Raw genomic sequence first — 17,583 nt, 5'->3', positions numbered from 1 at the left:
CTTCAGCCAGCCCACTGAAATCGCGGCAAAATCATTGACGGAAACTGGTCGGATCTTTCACACTGACGCGATTAGTCCCGCTGAGGAATCCGCTATGAGCCAGGCACTGCACAACCTGCTTAATTTATTAAATCTGGAAAAACTGGAAGAAGGCCTGTTTCGTGGTCAGAGCGAAGATCTTGGTCTGCGCCAGGTGTTTGGTGGCCAGGTAGTTGGTCAGGCGCTGTATGCCGCGAAACAAACGGTGCCGGAAGAGCGCATCATTCACTCTTTCCACAGCTATTTTTTGCGTCCAGGCGATAGCCAAAAAGCCATCGTCTATGATGTCGAAACGCTGCGTGACGGCAAAAGCTTCAGCGCACGCCGCGTCAGCGCGGTACAGAATGGACAACCGATCTTCTACATGACGGCCTCGTTCCAAGCACCTGAAAGCGGCTTCGAGCATCAGAACAGCATGCCGCAGGTGCCGGGCCCGGATAATCTGCCATCGGAACAGGATTTGGCGAAAAAGCTGGCCGCCCATCTGCCACTCAAGCTGAAAGAAAAATTCCTCGCCGAGCGTCCGCTGGATATTCGTCCGGTACAGATTCATAACCCGCTAAAAGGCCATGTTGATGAGCCGCTGCGTCAGGTGTGGATCCGTGCCAATGGCGAGTTACCGGCCGATCGTCGTATCCATCAATATCTGCTGGGATATGCCTCGGATCTCAACTTCCTGCCGGTGGCGCTGCAGCCGCACGGTAAAGGCTTCCTCGAAGCCGATATGCAGGTTGCCACCATCGATCACTCAATGTGGTTCCATCGCCCGTTCGACTTGTCTGAATGGCTGCTGTACAGCGTGGTGAGCACCTCCGCCTCCGGCGCGCGCGGTTTTGTGCGTGGCGAGTTTTATACGCAGGATGGCCGACTGGTGGCGACCACGGTACAGGAAGGCGTGATGCGCCAACGCGACGCATAAAAAAAGGGGCGATATTATCGCCCCTTCTGCTTTTTATAATTTTAGCGCACTGCTCTTCTTCAGCCCGGCTGTTACTGGTTGTAAGCGTTCTCGCCGTGGCTGTTCACATCTAAACCTTCACGTTCCTGATCTTCCGGAACACGCAGGCCAACAATCATATCTGCCAGTTTGAAGCCAATGAAGGCCACAACTGCAGTCCAGACGATGGTCACGCCCACGCTGAACAGCTGAATCCAAACCTGATGGCCCATGGTCACGCCTTCTGCGTAGCCTACGCCGCCCAGTGAAGAGGACGCGAACACGCCGGTCAGGATACAACCGAGGATGCCACACACGCCGTGCACACCGAACACATCACATGGGTCATCAACACGCAGCCATTTCTTCAGGGTAGTTACGCCCCACAGACCGGCTAAACCACCCGCCAGACCGATAATCAGCGCGCCGCCGACACCGACATAACCACAAGCTGGGGTAATCGCCACCAGACCAGCGATGAAGCCTGAGCAGGCACCGAGCAGAGAAGGTTTACCACGTACCGCCCACTCGCCGAACACCCACGACAGCACCGCACCCGCCGTAGCCACTACGGTATTCAGGAACGCCAGCGCAGCGATTTCGTTAGCTGAGGAAGCAGAACCGGCGTTGAAGCCGAACCAGCCCACATACAGAATCGCGGTACCGAGGAACACCATCGGCAGGTTATGTGGTTTGAAGGCTTCTTTGCCGAAACCAGCACGTTTGCCCACCAGGTAAGCACCCACCAGGCCAGCAACTGCAGCGTTGATGTGAACCACGGTGCCGCCCGCGAAGTCGAGCGCGCCGTCTTGCGCCAGCAAGCCACCTGCCCAAACCATGTGCGCGATTGGCAGATAAGCCAGCGTCAGCCAAACCACCACGAAAATCAGTACCGCCGAGAAGCGAATACGTTCAGCCAGCGCACCGACAATCAGGCCGACGGTAATACAGGCGAAGGAAGCCTGGAACGCAACGTGAATGTACTGATAGAAGCTGCCCATCACCGCTTTCAGCTCAATATTTTTCAGCATCGCCCACTGGAAGCTACCGAAGAAGGAGTTGCCTTCACTGAAGGCCAGCGAGTAGCCGTAAATCACCCACAGCACGCACACCAGCGAGAAGGTCACTGCAACCTGCGTCAGCATCGACAGCACATTCTTACCGCGAATCAAACCGCCGTAGAACAGCGCAATGCCTGGAATCGACATAAACAGTACCAGCGCGGTACAGATCATCATAAAGGCGTTATCGGCTTTATCCGCGACGGCAGGCGCTGCCGCCATCGCCAGAGAAGGTAACAGCGCAAGGCTGGTGAGGCCCAACTTCGTTATCAGTTTATTCATTTCTTTCCATCCCATCACAATTCAGAGCCCCAGTTACAGTGCTGCTTCGTCGGTCTCGCCGGTACGAATACGAATGACGCGCTGCAGTTCTGCGACGAAAATCTTGCCGTCGCCAATTTTGCCGGTATACGCGGCTTTGCTGATGACATCGACCACTTCATCAAGTTGGTCGTCCGCAATAGCGATATCAATTTTTACTTTAGGCAGGAAGTTAACGCTGTACTCGGCACCGCGATAAAGCTCTGCGTGACCTTTCTGGCGACCGAAACCTTTAACCTCGGTAACTGTCAGTCCCTGAATGCCAATAGAGGATAAGGCTTCACGCACGTCCTCCAGCTTAAATGGTTTGATTACCACGGTAACCAGCTTCATACGTTCCCCTCCGGATAAGAAATTGAGTGAGTCTTCGCGGACACGTAGGGATATAAGCAAAGGCTGTGCCATAAATAAAAAAAGGGGAATGTCAGTAGCATAGGCGCGCTGCATCACGCTTCGTTATGTGAAGCACAGCGCAGATTGGGGAGCAGAAATAGGAAAGGTGTTGCAATATTGCACTTCTTTGGTGCTTCAAGCCTCAAAGAAGTGCATCAATACAGAACATTCCGATAAAACTGTGCAAAAAAGGTGCAATTCACCCTTCAGCTTGTACGGGGATGCCCGCCGCGAGTTCATCGCCGGCTTGCTGCAACTGATACATCTGCCAGTAACGGCCCTGCTCGGCCAGCAGCTCAGCATGCGTACCGCGCTCAACTACCTGACCGCGATGCAGCACTAAAATCTGATCGGCTTCGGTGATGGTGGAAAGGCGATGCGCTATCACCACCAGCGTGCTGTGCTGACGTAGTGCACGTAACGCGTGCTGAATCGCCTGTTCCGTACCGGAATCGATATTGGCCGTGGCTTCATCGAGGATCAGGATTTGTGGCAATGACACCAACACGCGCGCCAGCGCCAGTAGCTGTTTCTGCCCAACCGACAGATTATTGCCCTGCTCGCCTAAACGCGTATGTATGCCATCCGCCATGCTGCGCGCCAACGGTGCCAACTGCACCGTCTCCAGCGCCTGCCACACTTGCTCTTCCGGGATATCGCGCCCTAAGCGCACGTTGGCCAGCAGCGAATCCGCCAGCACCACCGGATCCTGTTGCACCATCGCAACGCTTTGACGTAAAGCGGCGTGCGACAGCTGCGGCAGCGGGCGACCATCCAGTTCGATGCTGCCGCGCGTCACTGGGTAATAGCCCATCAGCAGATTCGCCAGCGTACTTTTACCGCTGCCGGTGTGTCCCACCAGCGCAACAAAATTACGCGCGGGCACCTCAAGATTGATATTGCTGAGCACATCACGGTTATCGCGATAGGCAAAGCTCACATCCCGCAGCGAGATGCTGCCCGAGGCCAGCGGCTGAATATCGTTGCCGTAACCTTGCTGATCCGCATCCATCAGTTCAAAGATGCGCTCGCCAGACACCACCGCTTGTTGCAGCATCGACTGCTGCGTGGTGAGTTCAATCAGCGGCTCGTTGAGGCGACCAAGATAGGTAATAAAAGCATAAAGCACGCCCACTTCAAACACGCCTGGCGTGGCGAAGCTGAACAGCATCAGCAAACCGCACAAAATCATGGCCGAAAACAGACTCAGCAACGGGCGCAATAAAAAACCATCCAGCCGCAGCGTTTCCATACGCGCCAGATAGTGCGAACGGCTGGCTTCGCCCATGCGCTCACCAAAGCGCGCCTGCTGGCGGAACTGCTGGATCACGCTCATGCCGTTGATCACTTCATTAAAGCCATTGTTGATGTCCGCCAGATAGCTGCGCACGCGGCGCGCAATCGGCGTGCTGAAGCGCTGATAAATCAGCATCACCGTCAACACCAGCGGGAAAATCACGATCGCCACCAGCGCCATACGCCAGTCGAGAGAGAACATCGCCACCAGCATCGCGCCAATCAACGCGGCGGCGCGCAACACCGTTGCTACCACGGTGACGTAGAGATCTTTGATCACTTCGGTGTCGTTGGTGACGCGCGAGATAATTTGTCCGACCGGCTGCGTATCGAAGGCGCTGAGCGGCTGGCGCAACGCCGCGTTCATCACGTCTACGCGCAATTGCTGCACCACGCCAATCGCCGCGCGGTTAAACAGCAATGCCTGAAAATAGTGCAAACCGGCAGCCAGCAATTGCAGCAGGATAAAGCCCACCAGCAGACCAGCGACGATGCCCCACGGCATCTGATGTTTCGCCACCAGATTATCGATGAAGTAGCTCACCAGCACCGGTCCGGTCACTTCGGCCGCAGCAGCAATCCACAGCATGCCGACCGCCAGCCACAGCGATTTACGCCACGGTTTGCCATACGCCAGCAGACGTTTTAGCGTCGGCCATAAACGTTGTGATTTAGCCACGGCTTGCTCCTTCTGCCACTTCATCGTCATCCAGCGCGGCTTCCAGCTGCTGATAACGGTACATATCGCGATACCAGCCCTCTTTAGCGGCCAGAGTGTCATGATCGCCACGCTGCGCCACGGCGCCCTGCTGCAGCACCAGAATTTCACTCGCTTCAGTGAGCGCCGACAAACGATGCGCGCTGATAATCAAGGTGCGCCCTTTACCCCACTGACGCAGGTTATGCAGGATGTCATGTTCAGTACGACCATCAACCGCCGACAGCGCATCATCCAGAATCAGGATTTCCGCATTCAGCAGCAGCGCGCGTGCAATCGCAATGCGCTGCTTCTGTCCGCCCGATAACATCACGCCGCGCTCGCCCACTTCGGTCTCATAACCTTGCGGCAGGCGCAGAATATCATCGTGCACGCAGGCCATGGTTGCCACGCGCTCCAGCTCTTGCTGCGTCGCGTTGGGGCGGCCCAGCGCCAGATTGGCGGCGATGGTGTCAGAGAACAGGAATGGCGTTTGGCTGACCACCGCCAACCGGCTGCGCCAGCTATCGAGCCGCAACTGCGGCAGCGGCGTATTGTGGTAGCGAATATCGCCTTGATCGATGTCGAAGTGGCGCTGAATCAGGCTCAGCAGCGTGCTCTTGCCGCAGCCGGTTGGCCCGCATAAGCCGAGCATCTGGCCCGGTTTTAGCTGGAAGTTAACATGGCTCAGCACCGGGCCAGAACTGGCCGGATAGCGGAACTCACGAATGGCAACCTGCATTACGCCAGGTTCGGGTGGCAACACTTTCGCTCCATCTTCAACCGCCGGCGCTTCCGCCAGCAAGGAACGGATACGGCTCCACGCCGCACTGCCGCGCTCAACGATATTGATCATCCATGCCAGCGCCAGCATCGGCCAAATCATCAGGCCGAGGTACATCACAAAGCTGGTAAGTTGCCCGAGTGTCAAACTGCCGTTCCACACCATCCAGCCGCCACCGGCAATCGCCAGCAGGTTGGAGAAGCCAACGGCGATATAAATGATCGGATCGAAACGCGCATCCACGCGCGCCACATGCAGATTTTTCTTGCCGGTATCGGCAGCGATGCCAGCAAACTGCTGCGACTGATGATCTTCGAGGCCAAAAGCTTTGATCATGCGAATGCTGGTCAGGCTTTCCTGGGTTTGATCGTTCAGACTAGAGAACGCCGCCTGCGCCACTTTGAAACGCTGATGCAGGCGTGCGCCATCTTTCTGAATGGCGAAGGCCATAATCGGCATCGGGATCAGTGCCAGTAACGTCAGTTCCCAGCTGATTTGGGTGCTCATCACAATCAGCACCACCAATCCCATCACTAGCGAATCCACCAGCGTCAGCACGCCTTCACCGGCGGCAAACACTACGCGATCCACATCATTGGTGGCGCGGGCGATCAGATCGCCGGTGCGATGACGCAGATAAAATGCCGGATGCTGGCGACTGAGCTGACGATAGAAATCTTCACGTAGCTCAACGGCTAATTGGTAGGATGCGCCAAACAGCAGCACGCGCCAGACATAGCGCAGCAGATAGACGATCACCGCCGTCACCAGCATCACGCCGATCCACATAAAGATCTGCCCGGCGCTTAAATTATGCTGGGTAACGCCGTCGACAATCACGCCAACCACGTGCGGTGGCAGCAATTGCAATAAGGCAATAACGATCAGCAAGCTGACGGCGCCCAGATATCGCCGCCACTCGCGCAGGAAATACCAACTTAACTGGCTGAATAATTGCACAAGCGTGTCTCTTTCTGTGCCCGCTAGGGCGCTACCGGCAAGGCGGTGGTGTATTTAATCTCTTCCATGGCAAAACTGGAGGTCACATCCATCAGTCCTGGCACGCCGTTCACCAGACGCTTATAAAAGCTGTCATAACTCTTCATGTCCGCGACCTGAATGCGCAGCAAATAATCGTACTCGCCCGCCATGCGATAAAACGCCATCACTTCCGGCATTTGCTGCACCACGGCGACAAATTGCTTAAACCACTCGCTGCTGTGCTGCTGGGTTTTGACAAACATAAAGGCGGTGAGTGACAGACCGATTTTTTCGCCGTCCACCAGCGCCACGCGCGCACGAATAATGCCATCATCTTCCAGTTTTTTCAGGCGTTTCCAGCACGGCGTGGTGGTGAGGTTCACCGCATCGGCCAACGTCTGCAGCGACAAGGTGCAATCCTGCTGCAGCATTGCCAGCAAAGTGCGGTCAGTTTTATCTAACATTTGCCACTCCGGGAGAAAATTTTTCTCTAATCTCGCCATTATAGCGCGGTTTTAGCAACCTCTTTTTCCTGCCAGTGCCTTACACTGTGCGCAATAATGATTACGGAAATGCCACATGCAAACGCCCTGGGTTCGCCACGCCATCAATGAAATTAACGCCGATTTTCAGCGCTCTGCGGATACGCATCTGATCCGCTTTAAGCTGGATGATTTTCCAGGCATTCACTTCTATCTCAAAGATGAAAGCACGCATCCCAGCGGCAGCTTAAAACATCGCCTAGCGCGTTCCCTGTTTCTCTATGGTCTGGCGAACGGCTGGATCCACGAAAATACGCCGATCATTGAAGCCTCTTCCGGCAGTACTGCGGTATCGGAAGCTTACTTCGCGCGCCTGCTCGGTTTGCCGTTTATCGCCGTGATGCCCGCCAGCACCGCGAAACGCAAAATCGAGATGATTGGCTTTTACGGTGGTGAGTGTCATTTCGTTGCAGATCCCTGCCAGCTGTACAGCGAATCCGAGCGTTTAGCGCGTGAACTGAATGGCCACTTTATGGACCAGTTCACCTACGCCGAACGCGCCACCGACTGGCGCGGCAACAACAATATTGCCGAAAGCATTTTCCGCCAGATGTCACACGAACCGTTCCCGGTGCCGCATACGGTGATCATGAGCGCCGGTACCGGCGGCACCTCGGCAACGCTGGGCCGCTATATCCGCTACCAGGGCCATGACACGCGCCTGCTGGTGGTCGATCCGCAACATTCGGTGTTCTTTGACTACTGGCACAGCCGCGACAAAACGTTACGCAGCGAACGCGGCAGCCTGATTGAAGGCATTGGTCGTCCGCGTGTCGAACCGTCGTTTTTACCCGACGTCATTGACGAGATGATGAAAGTGCCAGATGGCGCGACCATCGCCGCGATGCTGCAGCTGGAAAAGGTGCTTGGACGTCGCCCTGGCGCCTCAACCGGCACCAACTTCTGGGGCATGATGCAGGTGGCAAAACGCATGCGGGAAAACGGCGAGCAAGGATCTTTGGTGACATTGCTGTGTGACAGCGGTGAGCGCTATCCGGACACCTATTACAATGCGCAGTGGGTAGAGCAGAATATCGGCGACATTGCGCCTTGGGTGCGAGAGCTGCAATAAAAAACCGGACGTCCTGTCCGGTTCACTGTAAGCCTCAGCATTCGGGGGAATAATCGAGGTGTGGTGTGGTCATCCAGTGATTAAGGTAGTGAGACACAGCCTGTGTCTCGCAATGTCCGATAATCGGTAAATGGGGCAACGACACTTTCAGTTGATTCATGGCGTTGCCCATAATGAAACCGCTGCCAACGCGCTCAAGCATTTCGCGATCGTTCATGGCATCGCCAAACGCCATACAATCCGCCAGCGACAGCGAAAGATGCTGGCACAAACGTCCCAACGCCGCGCCTTTATGGCAATCAACCGGCAACACTTCCAGGCAATCCCAGGCTGAGAAACAAATATTTGCCCGCTCGGCCAACGCGGCCTGCAATTCACTTCTTAGCGCCTGCAACATTTCATGCGGCGCAATAAAACAGATTTTGGTGACTTCATGCGCCGACATCTGACGCAAATCACGCAGCTGATACTGGAAGCCACTCATCGCATGCGCTTCCAGCGCACCGAGCAGCGGTTTATCGGTAAACCAACCTTCATCATTGAAAATATGAATCGACGCTGGCGTTTGCCAATGGGTATGAATCACCTCTTCCGCCACTGATGGCGATAAATCGCAGCCATAAAGCTGATTGCCTTCCAGATCGTGAATGCGCGTGCCGTTGCCGGTAATCAGCCAGGCAGGCAAGGTGATTTGTTCGCGTACTCGCTGCATATCCATAAGATGACGCCCGGTGGCAAACGCCAACGTAACGCCGCGCTGATGCAACGCATGCAGGCTTGTCAGCGTTTCATTTCCTAACCGATGCGAAGGCAGTAACAGCGTGCCATCCATATCAAATGCCGCGAGGCGAGCCATGCGAATTCTCCTGTCTGAGTGAGGCAGTTACTATCGCCTGGTAATTACGGAACTAATAGTGAATACTTTTAAAAAACTGTTCCGGGTTTAGCCATGCGCGAACTTCATCGGGTTAATCAATTCCAGCGCCTGTGGCAGCTCAGCCACGGCGAAACACAACGCCTCAGCGTCGCTGCGATGGCGCAACACTGTTTTTGCAGCGAGCGCCATGTGCGAACGCTGCTGCGGCAGTGGCAGGATGCCGGCTGGCTGAACTGGCGCGGAGAATCCGGACGTGGCAAACAGGGCGAGCTGACTTTCCTGCTGTCGCCGGAGCAGCTGCGCCAGCAACTATTAACGCAGCAACTTGATGCCGGCGAGGCGGTACAGGCATTGCAGGTGCTGGATCTGCATCCCGAGCGATTAGTGAAAATGTTGCGGCCGCTGATGGGCGGTCAGTGGCAGAATCAATCGCCGGTGCTGCGCATTCCTTATTACCGCGCGATGGAGCCACTGCGTCCACTACAGCTGACCGGACGCGCCGAGCAACATCTGGCGCGTCAGGTTTTCTCCGGGCTAACGCGCTTTCGCGATAACGATGTTGAAGGCGATATCGCTCACCATTGGCAGCACGATGCCAGCGGCCGTGACTGGTATTTCTGGCTGCGCCCGCAGCTCAGCTGGCATAACGATGAACCGGTGCAGGCGGCGCAGTTAGTTGAGCAGCTGCAGCAGATCATGCAATCGCCGCGCGGCTCGCGGCTGCTGGCGGCGATTGAACGCATTGAAGCGCCGCATCCGCTGGCGATACACATTCAATTGCGTGAAAGCGACTACTGGCTGCCGCAGCGGCTGGCGCACCAATTCTGTCTGTTACCTCATCCTGAATTCGCCGATGTTGGCAGCGGGCCGTGGAAACTCACGCATTTCACCGCTGAAATGGTGCGGCTGGAGAGCCATGCGCGCTGGCATCTACAGCGCCCGCTGATCCAGCGGATGGAATACTGGATCACGCCGCAGCTATTTGATCGTGATCTCGGCACCAGTTGCAGCCATCCGGTACAAATCGCCATTGGCGATCCTGACGAACTCGGTTCGCTGCGGCCGGTTGATCGCAGTATCAGCCTGGGATTCTGCTATCTGGCGCCACGCATCTCGGGGCACTTCAGTGCCGAACAGGCCCAATCATTGATTGCCCTGATTCAGCGCAGCGGCGTGATTCAACAATTGCCACTGGATGAGGGTTTGATTACACCGAGCCACGAACTGCTGCCTGGCTGGCCGGTACCGCGCGCAGAAAGAGCGAGAATTTCACTGCCGCCGACGTTAACGCTGCATTACCACTTGCCGGTCGAACTGCATGTGATGGCGCAGGCGTTGATTCCACTGCTGGCACAACATGGCTGCGCCCTCACCTGCATCTTCCATGACGTAAAAAGCTGGCGCGACGATATCGACCTCAGTGAGGCCGATGTGGTGATGGGCGATCGACTGATTGGTGATGCGCCGCTGTTTACGCTGGTGAACTGGCTGGAGAACGATCCGGTCTGGCAGCCGCTGCGCGAAAAGGTACTACAAATGCCGCTGAGCGCTATTGCCCAACAATCTGATGCGTTGCAGCGGAGTGAATTAACTCAGCAACTGTTTCAGCAGCTGATGTGCGACGGCCATTTACTGCCGCTGTTTAACTATCGCTATCAGGTTTTTGCCCCGCCCGGCGTGGAGGGCATCCAGCTAAATAGCCTGGGCTGGTTTGATTTCACTCGCGCCTGGATTCCGCCACCAACCACAGCTAGCGCTGTTCAGCCTTCTTTCGAGCCAGTACCATAAGCGCACAGATTTTAGAGGAAGAAAAAATGAAACGAGCCGTTGTGGTATTCAGTGGCGGACAAGACTCCACCACCTGTTTAATTCAGGCGCTGCAACACTATGATGAAGTACATTGCGTTACTTTTGATTACGGCCAGCGCCATCGCGAAGAAATCGAAGTTGCGGCTGAGCTGTCGCACAAGCTGGGCGCACGGGCGCACAAAGTGCTCGACGTTACGCTGCTCAACGAGTTAGCCGTCAGCAGCCTGACGCGCGACAACATTCCCGTGCCAACCTACGATCCGAATGCCAGCGGTTTGCCGAGCACCTTTGTGCCGGGCCGCAACATTCTGTTCCTGACGCTGGCATCCATTTATGCCTATCAGGTCGAAGCTGAAGCGGTGATCACCGGCGTATGCGAAACCGATTTCTCCGGCTATCCGGATTGCCGCGATGAGTTTGTTAAAGCACTGAATAACGCTGTAAGCCTCGGCATGGCGCGCAATATTCGCTTTGAAACGCCGCTGATGTGGCTGAACAAAGCAGAAACCTGGGCGCTGGCCGATTACTGGCAGCAACTGCCGCTGGTACGCGCTGAAACGCTTACCTGCTATAACGGCGTAAAAGGTGATGGCTGCGGCGAATGCGCGGCTTGCCATTTACGCGCCCGTGGCCTGGCAGATTATCAGGCGAACGCGTCGGCGGTGATGGCAGCGATGAAAGAGAAAAGCGGCCTCAACTGATTCAGACCGCAGGGTAAACTGGCGTCATCGGCGCCAGTTATTCATTTTCGACCATCAACGACGCCAGACGCTGGTGTAACTCCCCTTCCAACGGCACCGCTTTTTGCGTGCGTAAATCGATACAGACAAAGGTCAGTGCGGCATCGGCTACCACCGAATTATCGCTCGCCAGCAAGACACGCTGGGCAATTACACCGCTTTTACCGCCGAGCTGTGACACTTCACTTTCAATGTTCAGTACGTCGCCCAATACCGCCGGACGACGATAGTTGATGTTGATATTCACCACCACAAACGCCAGCTGCTGCTCCATCAGCCAATGAAACGCATCGACATCCTCCAGCCACTGCCAGCGCGCCTCTTCCAGAAACTCCAGATAGCGCGCGTTATTCACGTGCTGATAAACATCCAGATGATAACCGCGCACTTTAATTGTGGTTTGCATTATTGCTCCTGTTCAGGCTGAGAATGACAACTGGTAAGACCTGTTGAGCATAGCACAGCCTGAATCCGTGCTTTTTCAATCCTTCAAAGTCGCGAGACGCTTCACAGTTTAAGCCGAGCGCTGTTGCGCTCAATCAGTGCGCTACCGATACCCGGCACCTCCTTGAGTTGTTCAATGGCGGTAAACGGGCCGTATTGTTCTCGATAACTGACAATGGCCTGCGCTTTCTTCAGTCCGATGCCGTTCATACCGGCTGCGAGCTGTTCGGCTGTGGCTGAATTGATGCTGACCTGTCCTTCGTTTGGCGTGGAGACTTGCGTCGCCTGCGTTTCACTGGGACTTTCGGCAGCCGCCAGTCCGGTGGTATAAACTGCGCCGCCCAGCGCCAGCGTAATGCATAGGGCTTGAAACGTTGATTTCACCATGCTGTGTTTCTCCTTGTGTTTGACAGCAACAGCAGGGTGTCACAGCTCAATTCAACGCTCAAAAGGACAATCTCAGAAATGGAAAAGGCCGCATAAGCGGCCTTTCGGGTATTGCAGTGGTTTAACTTTTTTTGTGAGGCTTACTGGTTTTGTGCGGCGGCGCCGTACTTAATCTTCGCCTCTTTACGCAGGTTTTCCAGCAGCGCTTCAAAGGCGATTTGCGCGTTATTTTGCGTTACGCCTTTCACCATCTCATCGATCTGCGCCTGCGGCATGTTGCCCGCGCTAACTTTATCCAGCGCGATCAGTACCACATTGCCCTGCATATCTTCGCTCACGCCCCACGACGGTTTATTGTCGGCAGGTTGTGGCAGATTGAAGGCCGACTGAGCCACCGGATCCTGCGCATTGCGATCAAACGATTTGCTGGCGCTGAGCGTTAAGCCTGCAGCCTTCAGTGCATCTGCTTTACCGGCTTTCAAATCGGCCAGCAGTTTGTCTGCCTGCGCTTTTGCCTGCTGCGTTGCTTTATCATGCTTCAGCGAGTCAACGATCTGCGCTTTCACCTGATCCAACGGTTTCACCGCTTCCGGTTTGTGCTCGCTGATACGCAGTACAAAGGCACGATCGCCATCCACAGAGATGATGTCGGAGTTGTTACCCGGCGCACCATTCTGGCCCACTAAACCACCGTTGAAGATCGCCTGTTTAACCTGATCGAAGTTCAACTCATCTGGCAGGTTGTCGCGTGTGATCCAATTGGTTTCTACCACTTTCAGGCCGGAAGCCTGCGCCGCGCCGGCCAACGATTCGTTATCGTTGCTGGCTGCTTCGCTTACTTTCTGCTGAATTTTGTAGAAGGCATCAACCGCTTTCTCTTGCTTCACTTTATCGGCAACGATGTCATGAACATCGGCCAGCGGTTTAACCTGCTCCGGCTGGATGTCATCCAGGCGCACCACGAGGTAGCCAACCGATGATTTGATGGCACCGGAAAGCTGGCCTTTCTGCGTCAGATTGGCGTTTTTCAGCTCGTCTGGCGTGGTGCTCGGCTCCAGCCAACCCATATCGCCACCTTTGCGGGCTGAGATTGGGTCGATAGATTTGCTTTTCGCCAGCGCGGCGAAATCTTCGCCTTTCTTAAGCGCATCAACCACGGCGTTAGCATCGGCTTCCGTCTTGGTCTGGATCACGCTGTAGCGATTACGCTGCGGCTGTGAATAATCCGCTTTATGTTGATCGTACCAGCTCTGAATGTCCGCTTCACTGGCCGTTTCCTGCATGCTTGCGGCATCCATTTTGATGTAGCTCACACGGAACTGCTCAGGCGCCATGAAGCTATTCTGATGCTGCTGGTAATACTGGCTGACTTCGTCGTCGCTGACCGTCTGTTTAGCCGCCAGCGCGTTGACATCAATCACCGCCTGACGCACTTCACGCTGCTGTGACACCAGATCCACCAGCTTGCTGGTTTCGCCTTTCAGCATAAAATCAGTGTTAGCAATCGCGTTGATCAGCTGCTGCGTCGCCAGCTGCTTGCGCAGCGCTTCGGCATACTGATCAGCCGTGAAGCCCATGCTGGTGATCAGGCCGCTGTATTTGGCGTTGTCGAATTTACCGTTGGTCTGGAAAGCTTTCTGATTGAAGATCGCCTGTTTTACCTGATCATCGCTGATGCCGATGTGCAGATCTTTGATGTACTGATCAAGTAACGCCTGATCAATCAGCTGCGACAGCGCCTGCTGACGCATCTGCTGCATGTAGCCTTCGTTGCTGGCTAACTGCGAGAACTGATCACCCAGCATCTGCTGCTGACGATTGCGCTCGTTGTTAAAACCCTGCTCCAGCTCTGCACGGCTGATCTCGTGGCCGTTAACTTTGGCAGCATAATCACCGCCGCCGCCGATCAGGTAGTTGCCCACCCCGGTGAGTACGAAAGACAGGATGATCAATCCCAGAATAATCTTGAGCACGACATGATTCGACGCCGCGCGTAAATTGTCCATCATGGTATGACAACACTCCGCTGTAGTGTGAATGTAAAGCTCTAACACGATGTCATCATCGTGCAACTGCTGTTCAGGCTGGCAGTTGGCAACCATGCGGAGACAACAACCAAAGGCTATCGCCGCGCATCAAGAATAAAAAAGGCACATCAAAAATGATGTGCCCGTATGTTACATGAGAACGGCTTTTGCGTCCTCAATCCACGGAAGAAAATGCTTCAATGGATGTATCAGCGGTCATTAATTGACGGAATCTTTCAGTGCTTTACCTGCACGGAAGCCCGGAACTTTACCAGCCGGAATGGTGAGCTCTTTACCCGTTTGTGGGTTACGGCCGGTGCGAGCTGCACGCTCACGTACAGAGAAAGTACCGAAACCAACCAGTGCCACTTCATCACCGCCTTTCAGAGCTTCGGTAACGGAGTCCATGAATGCATCTAAAACACGTCCCGCTGCTGCTTTAGAAATGTCAGCATCTGCAGCAATTTTGTCGATCAACTGTGACTTATTCACTCTCTTCATCCCCTCTTTTATTATTCACATCGCACCCGCGCTTCCCGCCCGGTGCGAACGCGCAGCCAGTTATATCAAGCCTGTGGAGCTGAAACAACGGTATTCATCTTAATCGTTGATCCAGCAGCCCACTAAGTTAGCGGCACAAAAAAAAGCTGGCAAGCACCATTTTGCCTGCCAGCTTCGCTTTTTAACGGTTTATGCCGCTAATCACTATTTTGCGGTCGCAACCTGCATGCCGTAAGGCGCATTTTCCAGTGCCAGGTTGAGCACTTCTTCAATACGCTTCACCGGATGAATCTCCAGATCGGCAATCACGTTCTGTGGAATATCTTCCAGATCGCGCTTGTTTTCGTCCGGGATCAGCACGGTTTTGATGCCGCCACGGTGTGCCGCGAGCAACTTCTCTTTCAGGCCACCAATCGGCAGAACCAAGCCACGCAGGGTGATTTCACCGGTCATCGCCACATCAGAACGCACCGGGTTACCGGTTAAGCATGACACCAGCGCGGTACACATAGCGATACCAGCGCTCGGACCATCTTTCGGCGTCGCACCTTCGGGTACGTGCACGTGGATGTCGCGTTTTTCGTAGAAATCCCCGTTGATGCCCAGTTTCTCTGCACGCGCGCGCACCACAGTCAGCGCCGCCTGAATCGATTCCTGCATAACTTCGCCCAGCGAACCGGTATACGTCAGCTTGCCTTTACCTGGCACGCAGGCGGTTTCGATAGTCAGCAGATCGCCGCCCACTTCCGTCCACGCCAGACCGGTCACCTGACCAACACGGCTTTCGCTCTCTGCGCGACCATAATCAAAGCGCTGCACGCCAAGGAAATCCTTGAGGTTATCGCCATTGATCACGATGTGCTTTTTCGATTTATCCATCAGCAGCGTTTTAACTGCTTTACGGCACAGCTTGGAGAGTTCGCGTTCCAAACTACGCACGCCCGCTTCACGGGTGTAGTAGCGGATGATGCCAACAATCGCGCTGTCATCGACGGTGATCTCTTTCTCTTTCAGTGCATTACGTTCAATCTGCTTCGGCAGCAAATGTTGCTTCGCGATGTTCAGCTTTTCATCTTCGGTGTAACCGGAGAGACGAATCACTTCCATACGGTCAAGCAACGGCGCCGGGATGTTCATGGAGTTTGAAGTCGCCACAAACATAACGTCAGAGAGATCGTAATCCACTTCCAGATAGTGATCGTTAAACGCGATGTTCTGCTCTGGATCCAGCACCTCAAGCAGCGCTGAAGCCGGATCGCCACGCATGTCAGAAGACATTTTGTCGATCTCATCCAGCAGGAACAGCGGGTTTTTGACGCCCACTTTCGCCATTTTCTGGATCAGCTTGCCTGGCATAGAACCGATGTAGGTACGACGATGTCCGCGAATTTCCGCTTCATCACGCACGCCACCCAGCGCCATACGCACGTATTTACGTCCGGTGGCCTTAGCAATCGACTGACCCAGCGAGGTTTTACCCACGCCTGGCGGTCCAACGAGGCAAAGAATTGGGCCTTTGATTTTGCTCACGCGACTCTGCACCGCAAGATACTCAAGGATGCGGTCTTTGACGCGTTCCAGACCGTAATGGTCGATATCCAGCGTTTCCTGCGCTTTACGCAGGTCTTTTTTCACCTTGCTGCGCGCCACCCACGGAACCTGAACCATCCAGTCGATGTAGCCACGCACCACGGTCGCTTCTGCAGACATCGGCGACATCATCTTCAGCTTCTGCAGCTCAGCTTCGGCTTTTTCACGCGCTTCGGTCGGCATTTTGGCCGCTTCAATCTTACGTTTCAGCGCCTCATACTCATCCGGCGCGTCATCCATTTCGCCCAGCTCTTTCTGAATGGCTTTCATTTGCTCATTCAGATAGTACTCACGCTGGCTTTTCTCCATCTGCTTTTTAACGCGGTTGCGAATACGCTTCTCAACCTGCAGCAGATCGATTTCAGATTCCATCATCGCCATCAGATATTCCAGACGTTCGTTGACGTCGGACATCTCCAGCACGGACTGTTTATCAGCCAGTTTCAGCGGCATATGCGCTGCGACGGTATCGGCCAGGCGGGCCGCATCGTCGATGCTGTTGAGGGAGGTTAAGACCTCAGGTGGGATTTTTTTATTGAGCTTGATGTAGCCTTCAAACTGGTTGATGGCCGTGCGTACCAGCACTTCCTGCTCGCGCTCTTCAATTTCTGGCGAGACAAGGTATTCGGCCTGGGCAACGAAATGATCGCCATTATCAGCCAGCGTGGTGATGTGTGCGCGTTGTAAACCTTCAACCAGCACTTTTACCGTGCCGTCTGGAAGTTTCAGCATCTGCAATACAGAAGCGACGGTCCCTACTGAGAAGAGATCGTTAATGCCAGGTTCATCCGTTGAAGCCTCTTTCTGTGCAACCAGCATGATCTTTTTATCATGATCCATCGCGGCTTCGAGGCACCGAATCGATTTTTCCCGACCAACAAACAACGGAATTACCATGTGCGGATAAACCACCACGTCGCGCAACGGCAACACGGGGATTTCAATGCGTTCAGAACGCTCAGGATTCATAGAGCTCTCTCTTAGTTTAATGTCCGCCAGGTGATGGGTACCGCGCAATAGAGGTTTTGCAGTTAAACCCACAGGATATTGAGTATATGGGGATGCTTGTACGACATTCAATGTCA

The 17,583-nt window shown here is 54.7% G+C and carries 15 protein-coding genes; 4 read left to right on the top strand and 11 right to left on the bottom strand.

Features of this window, described 5'->3' with window-relative positions; all coding sequences use genetic code 11:
- The first annotated feature begins 94 nt into the window (after window positions 1–94).
- Window positions 95–958 (top strand): acyl-CoA thioesterase II, encoded by an 864-nt coding sequence (tesB, locus tag VIJ98_RS04835; protein WP_323272521.1) that lies wholly within the window; start codon window positions 95–97, stop codon window positions 956–958.
- 71 nt (window positions 959–1,029) lie between these two features.
- Here the strand turns inward: tesB and amtB are convergent, their stop codons facing one another.
- The 5 genes from amtB to VIJ98_RS04810 all read right to left on the bottom strand — a co-directional run bounded on the left by amtB (window position 1,030) and on the right by VIJ98_RS04810 (window position 6,973).
- Entirely contained in the window at window positions 1,030–2,319 is a 1,290-nt protein-coding gene (amtB, locus tag VIJ98_RS04830) for an ammonium transporter AmtB (RefSeq protein WP_008103907.1), read from the bottom strand.
- Window positions 2,320–2,352: 33 nt separating this feature from the next.
- The gene (gene glnK / locus VIJ98_RS04825) at window positions 2,353–2,691 is read right to left on the bottom strand and encodes a P-II family nitrogen regulator (RefSeq protein ID WP_007886947.1); all 339 of its coding nucleotides are present in this window, start codon (window positions 2,689–2,691) and stop codon (window positions 2,353–2,355) included.
- Between the two features lie 259 nt (window positions 2,692–2,950).
- On the bottom strand, window positions 2,951–4,726 hold the full coding sequence (locus VIJ98_RS04820; protein ID WP_323272507.1) for a SmdB family multidrug efflux ABC transporter permease/ATP-binding protein: 1,776 nt from the start codon (window positions 4,724–4,726) through the stop codon (window positions 2,951–2,953).
- The gene (locus VIJ98_RS04815) at window positions 4,719–6,488 is read right to left on the bottom strand and encodes a SmdA family multidrug ABC transporter permease/ATP-binding protein (RefSeq protein ID WP_008103911.1); all 1,770 of its coding nucleotides are present in this window, start codon (window positions 6,486–6,488) and stop codon (window positions 4,719–4,721) included. Before VIJ98_RS04815 ends, VIJ98_RS04820 begins: the two co-directional genes overlap by 8 nt.
- Window positions 6,489–6,511: 23 nt before the next feature.
- On the bottom strand, window positions 6,512–6,973 hold the full coding sequence (locus VIJ98_RS04810) for an Lrp/AsnC family transcriptional regulator (protein WP_008103913.1): 462 nt from the start codon (window positions 6,971–6,973) through the stop codon (window positions 6,512–6,514).
- 115 nt (window positions 6,974–7,088) lie between these two features.
- Here VIJ98_RS04810 and VIJ98_RS04805 point away from each other — a divergent pair, with 115 nt between their 5' ends.
- Entirely contained in the window at window positions 7,089–8,123 is a 1,035-nt protein-coding gene (locus tag VIJ98_RS04805; protein WP_061723602.1) for a PLP-dependent cysteine synthase family protein, read from the top strand.
- Window positions 8,124–8,157: 34 nt separating this feature from the next.
- Here VIJ98_RS04805 and cof read toward each other — a convergent pair whose 3' ends face one another.
- Window positions 8,158–8,979, bottom strand: a complete 822-nt coding sequence (gene cof / locus VIJ98_RS04800) for an HMP-PP phosphatase (RefSeq protein ID WP_323272502.1) — start codon at window positions 8,977–8,979, stop codon at window positions 8,158–8,160.
- A gap of 93 nt (window positions 8,980–9,072) precedes the next feature.
- Here cof and VIJ98_RS04795 point away from each other — a divergent pair, with 93 nt between their 5' ends.
- Together VIJ98_RS04795 and queC are read left to right on the top strand one after the other, a co-directional pair.
- Entirely contained in the window at window positions 9,073–10,788 is a 1,716-nt protein-coding gene (locus VIJ98_RS04795; RefSeq protein ID WP_323272500.1) for an SgrR family transcriptional regulator, read from the top strand.
- Window positions 10,789–10,814: 26 nt separating this feature from the next.
- Entirely contained in the window at window positions 10,815–11,510 is a 696-nt protein-coding gene (gene queC / locus VIJ98_RS04790) for a 7-cyano-7-deazaguanine synthase QueC (protein WP_154153596.1), read from the top strand.
- A gap of 37 nt (window positions 11,511–11,547) precedes the next feature.
- Here queC and VIJ98_RS04785 read toward each other — a convergent pair whose 3' ends face one another.
- The 5 genes from VIJ98_RS04785 to lon all read right to left on the bottom strand — a co-directional run bounded on the left by VIJ98_RS04785 (window position 11,548) and on the right by lon (window position 17,467).
- A complete protein-coding gene (locus VIJ98_RS04785) occupies window positions 11,548–11,955 on the bottom strand; it encodes a thioesterase family protein (protein WP_061717455.1) in 408 nt (135 codons plus the stop codon).
- A gap of 101 nt (window positions 11,956–12,056) precedes the next feature.
- Window positions 12,057–12,380, bottom strand: coding sequence for a ComEA family DNA-binding protein (locus VIJ98_RS04780; RefSeq protein ID WP_008103924.1), 324 nt, complete (start codon window positions 12,378–12,380; stop codon window positions 12,057–12,059).
- A 140-nt stretch (window positions 12,381–12,520) separates the two neighbouring features.
- A complete protein-coding gene (ppiD, locus tag VIJ98_RS04775; RefSeq protein ID WP_154191760.1) occupies window positions 12,521–14,389 on the bottom strand; it encodes a peptidylprolyl isomerase in 1,869 nt (622 codons plus the stop codon).
- Window positions 14,390–14,626: 237 nt separating this feature from the next.
- Entirely contained in the window at window positions 14,627–14,899 is a 273-nt protein-coding gene (gene hupB / locus VIJ98_RS04770; RefSeq protein ID WP_036648244.1) for a nucleoid-associated protein HU-beta, read from the bottom strand.
- A 213-nt stretch (window positions 14,900–15,112) separates the two neighbouring features.
- A complete protein-coding gene (gene lon / locus VIJ98_RS04765) occupies window positions 15,113–17,467 on the bottom strand; it encodes an endopeptidase La (RefSeq protein ID WP_008103930.1) in 2,355 nt (784 codons plus the stop codon).
- Between the last annotated feature and the right edge of the window lie 116 nt (window positions 17,468–17,583).

The sequence above is a fragment of the Pantoea sp. S18 genome, from assembly GCF_045689705.1.
Lineage (GTDB): Bacteria > Pseudomonadota > Gammaproteobacteria > Enterobacterales > Enterobacteriaceae > Pantoea > Pantoea symbiotica.
This window is presented reverse-complemented; position numbering and strand designations above follow the sequence as displayed.

Excerpts from the sequence above, each read along its gene's own strand:
- tesB (WP_323272521.1), top strand. The coding sequence starts at position 95 with ATGAGCCAGGCACTGCACAACCTGCTTAATTTATTAAATCTGGAAAAA.
- amtB (WP_008103907.1), bottom strand. The coding sequence starts at position 2,319 with ATGAATAAACTGATAACGAAGTTGGGCCTCACCAGCCTTGCGCTGTTA.
- glnK (WP_007886947.1), bottom strand. The coding sequence starts at position 2,691 with ATGAAGCTGGTTACCGTGGTAATCAAACCATTTAAGCTGGAGGACGTG.
- VIJ98_RS04810 (WP_008103913.1), bottom strand. The coding sequence starts at position 6,973 with ATGTTAGATAAAACTGACCGCACTTTGCTGGCAATGCTGCAGCAGGAT.
- VIJ98_RS04805 (WP_061723602.1), top strand. The coding sequence starts at position 7,089 with ATGCAAACGCCCTGGGTTCGCCACGCCATCAATGAAATTAACGCCGAT.
- cof (WP_323272502.1), bottom strand. The coding sequence starts at position 8,979 with ATGGCTCGCCTCGCGGCATTTGATATGGATGGCACGCTGTTACTGCCT.
- VIJ98_RS04795 (WP_323272500.1), top strand. The coding sequence starts at position 9,073 with ATGCGCGAACTTCATCGGGTTAATCAATTCCAGCGCCTGTGGCAGCTC.
- queC (WP_154153596.1), top strand. The coding sequence starts at position 10,815 with ATGAAACGAGCCGTTGTGGTATTCAGTGGCGGACAAGACTCCACCACC.
- VIJ98_RS04785 (WP_061717455.1), bottom strand. The coding sequence starts at position 11,955 with ATGCAAACCACAATTAAAGTGCGCGGTTATCATCTGGATGTTTATCAG.
- VIJ98_RS04780 (WP_008103924.1), bottom strand. The coding sequence starts at position 12,380 with ATGGTGAAATCAACGTTTCAAGCCCTATGCATTACGCTGGCGCTGGGC.
- ppiD (WP_154191760.1), bottom strand. The coding sequence starts at position 14,389 with ATGATGGACAATTTACGCGCGGCGTCGAATCATGTCGTGCTCAAGATT.
- lon (WP_008103930.1), bottom strand. The coding sequence starts at position 17,467 with ATGAATCCTGAGCGTTCTGAACGCATTGAAATCCCCGTGTTGCCGTTG.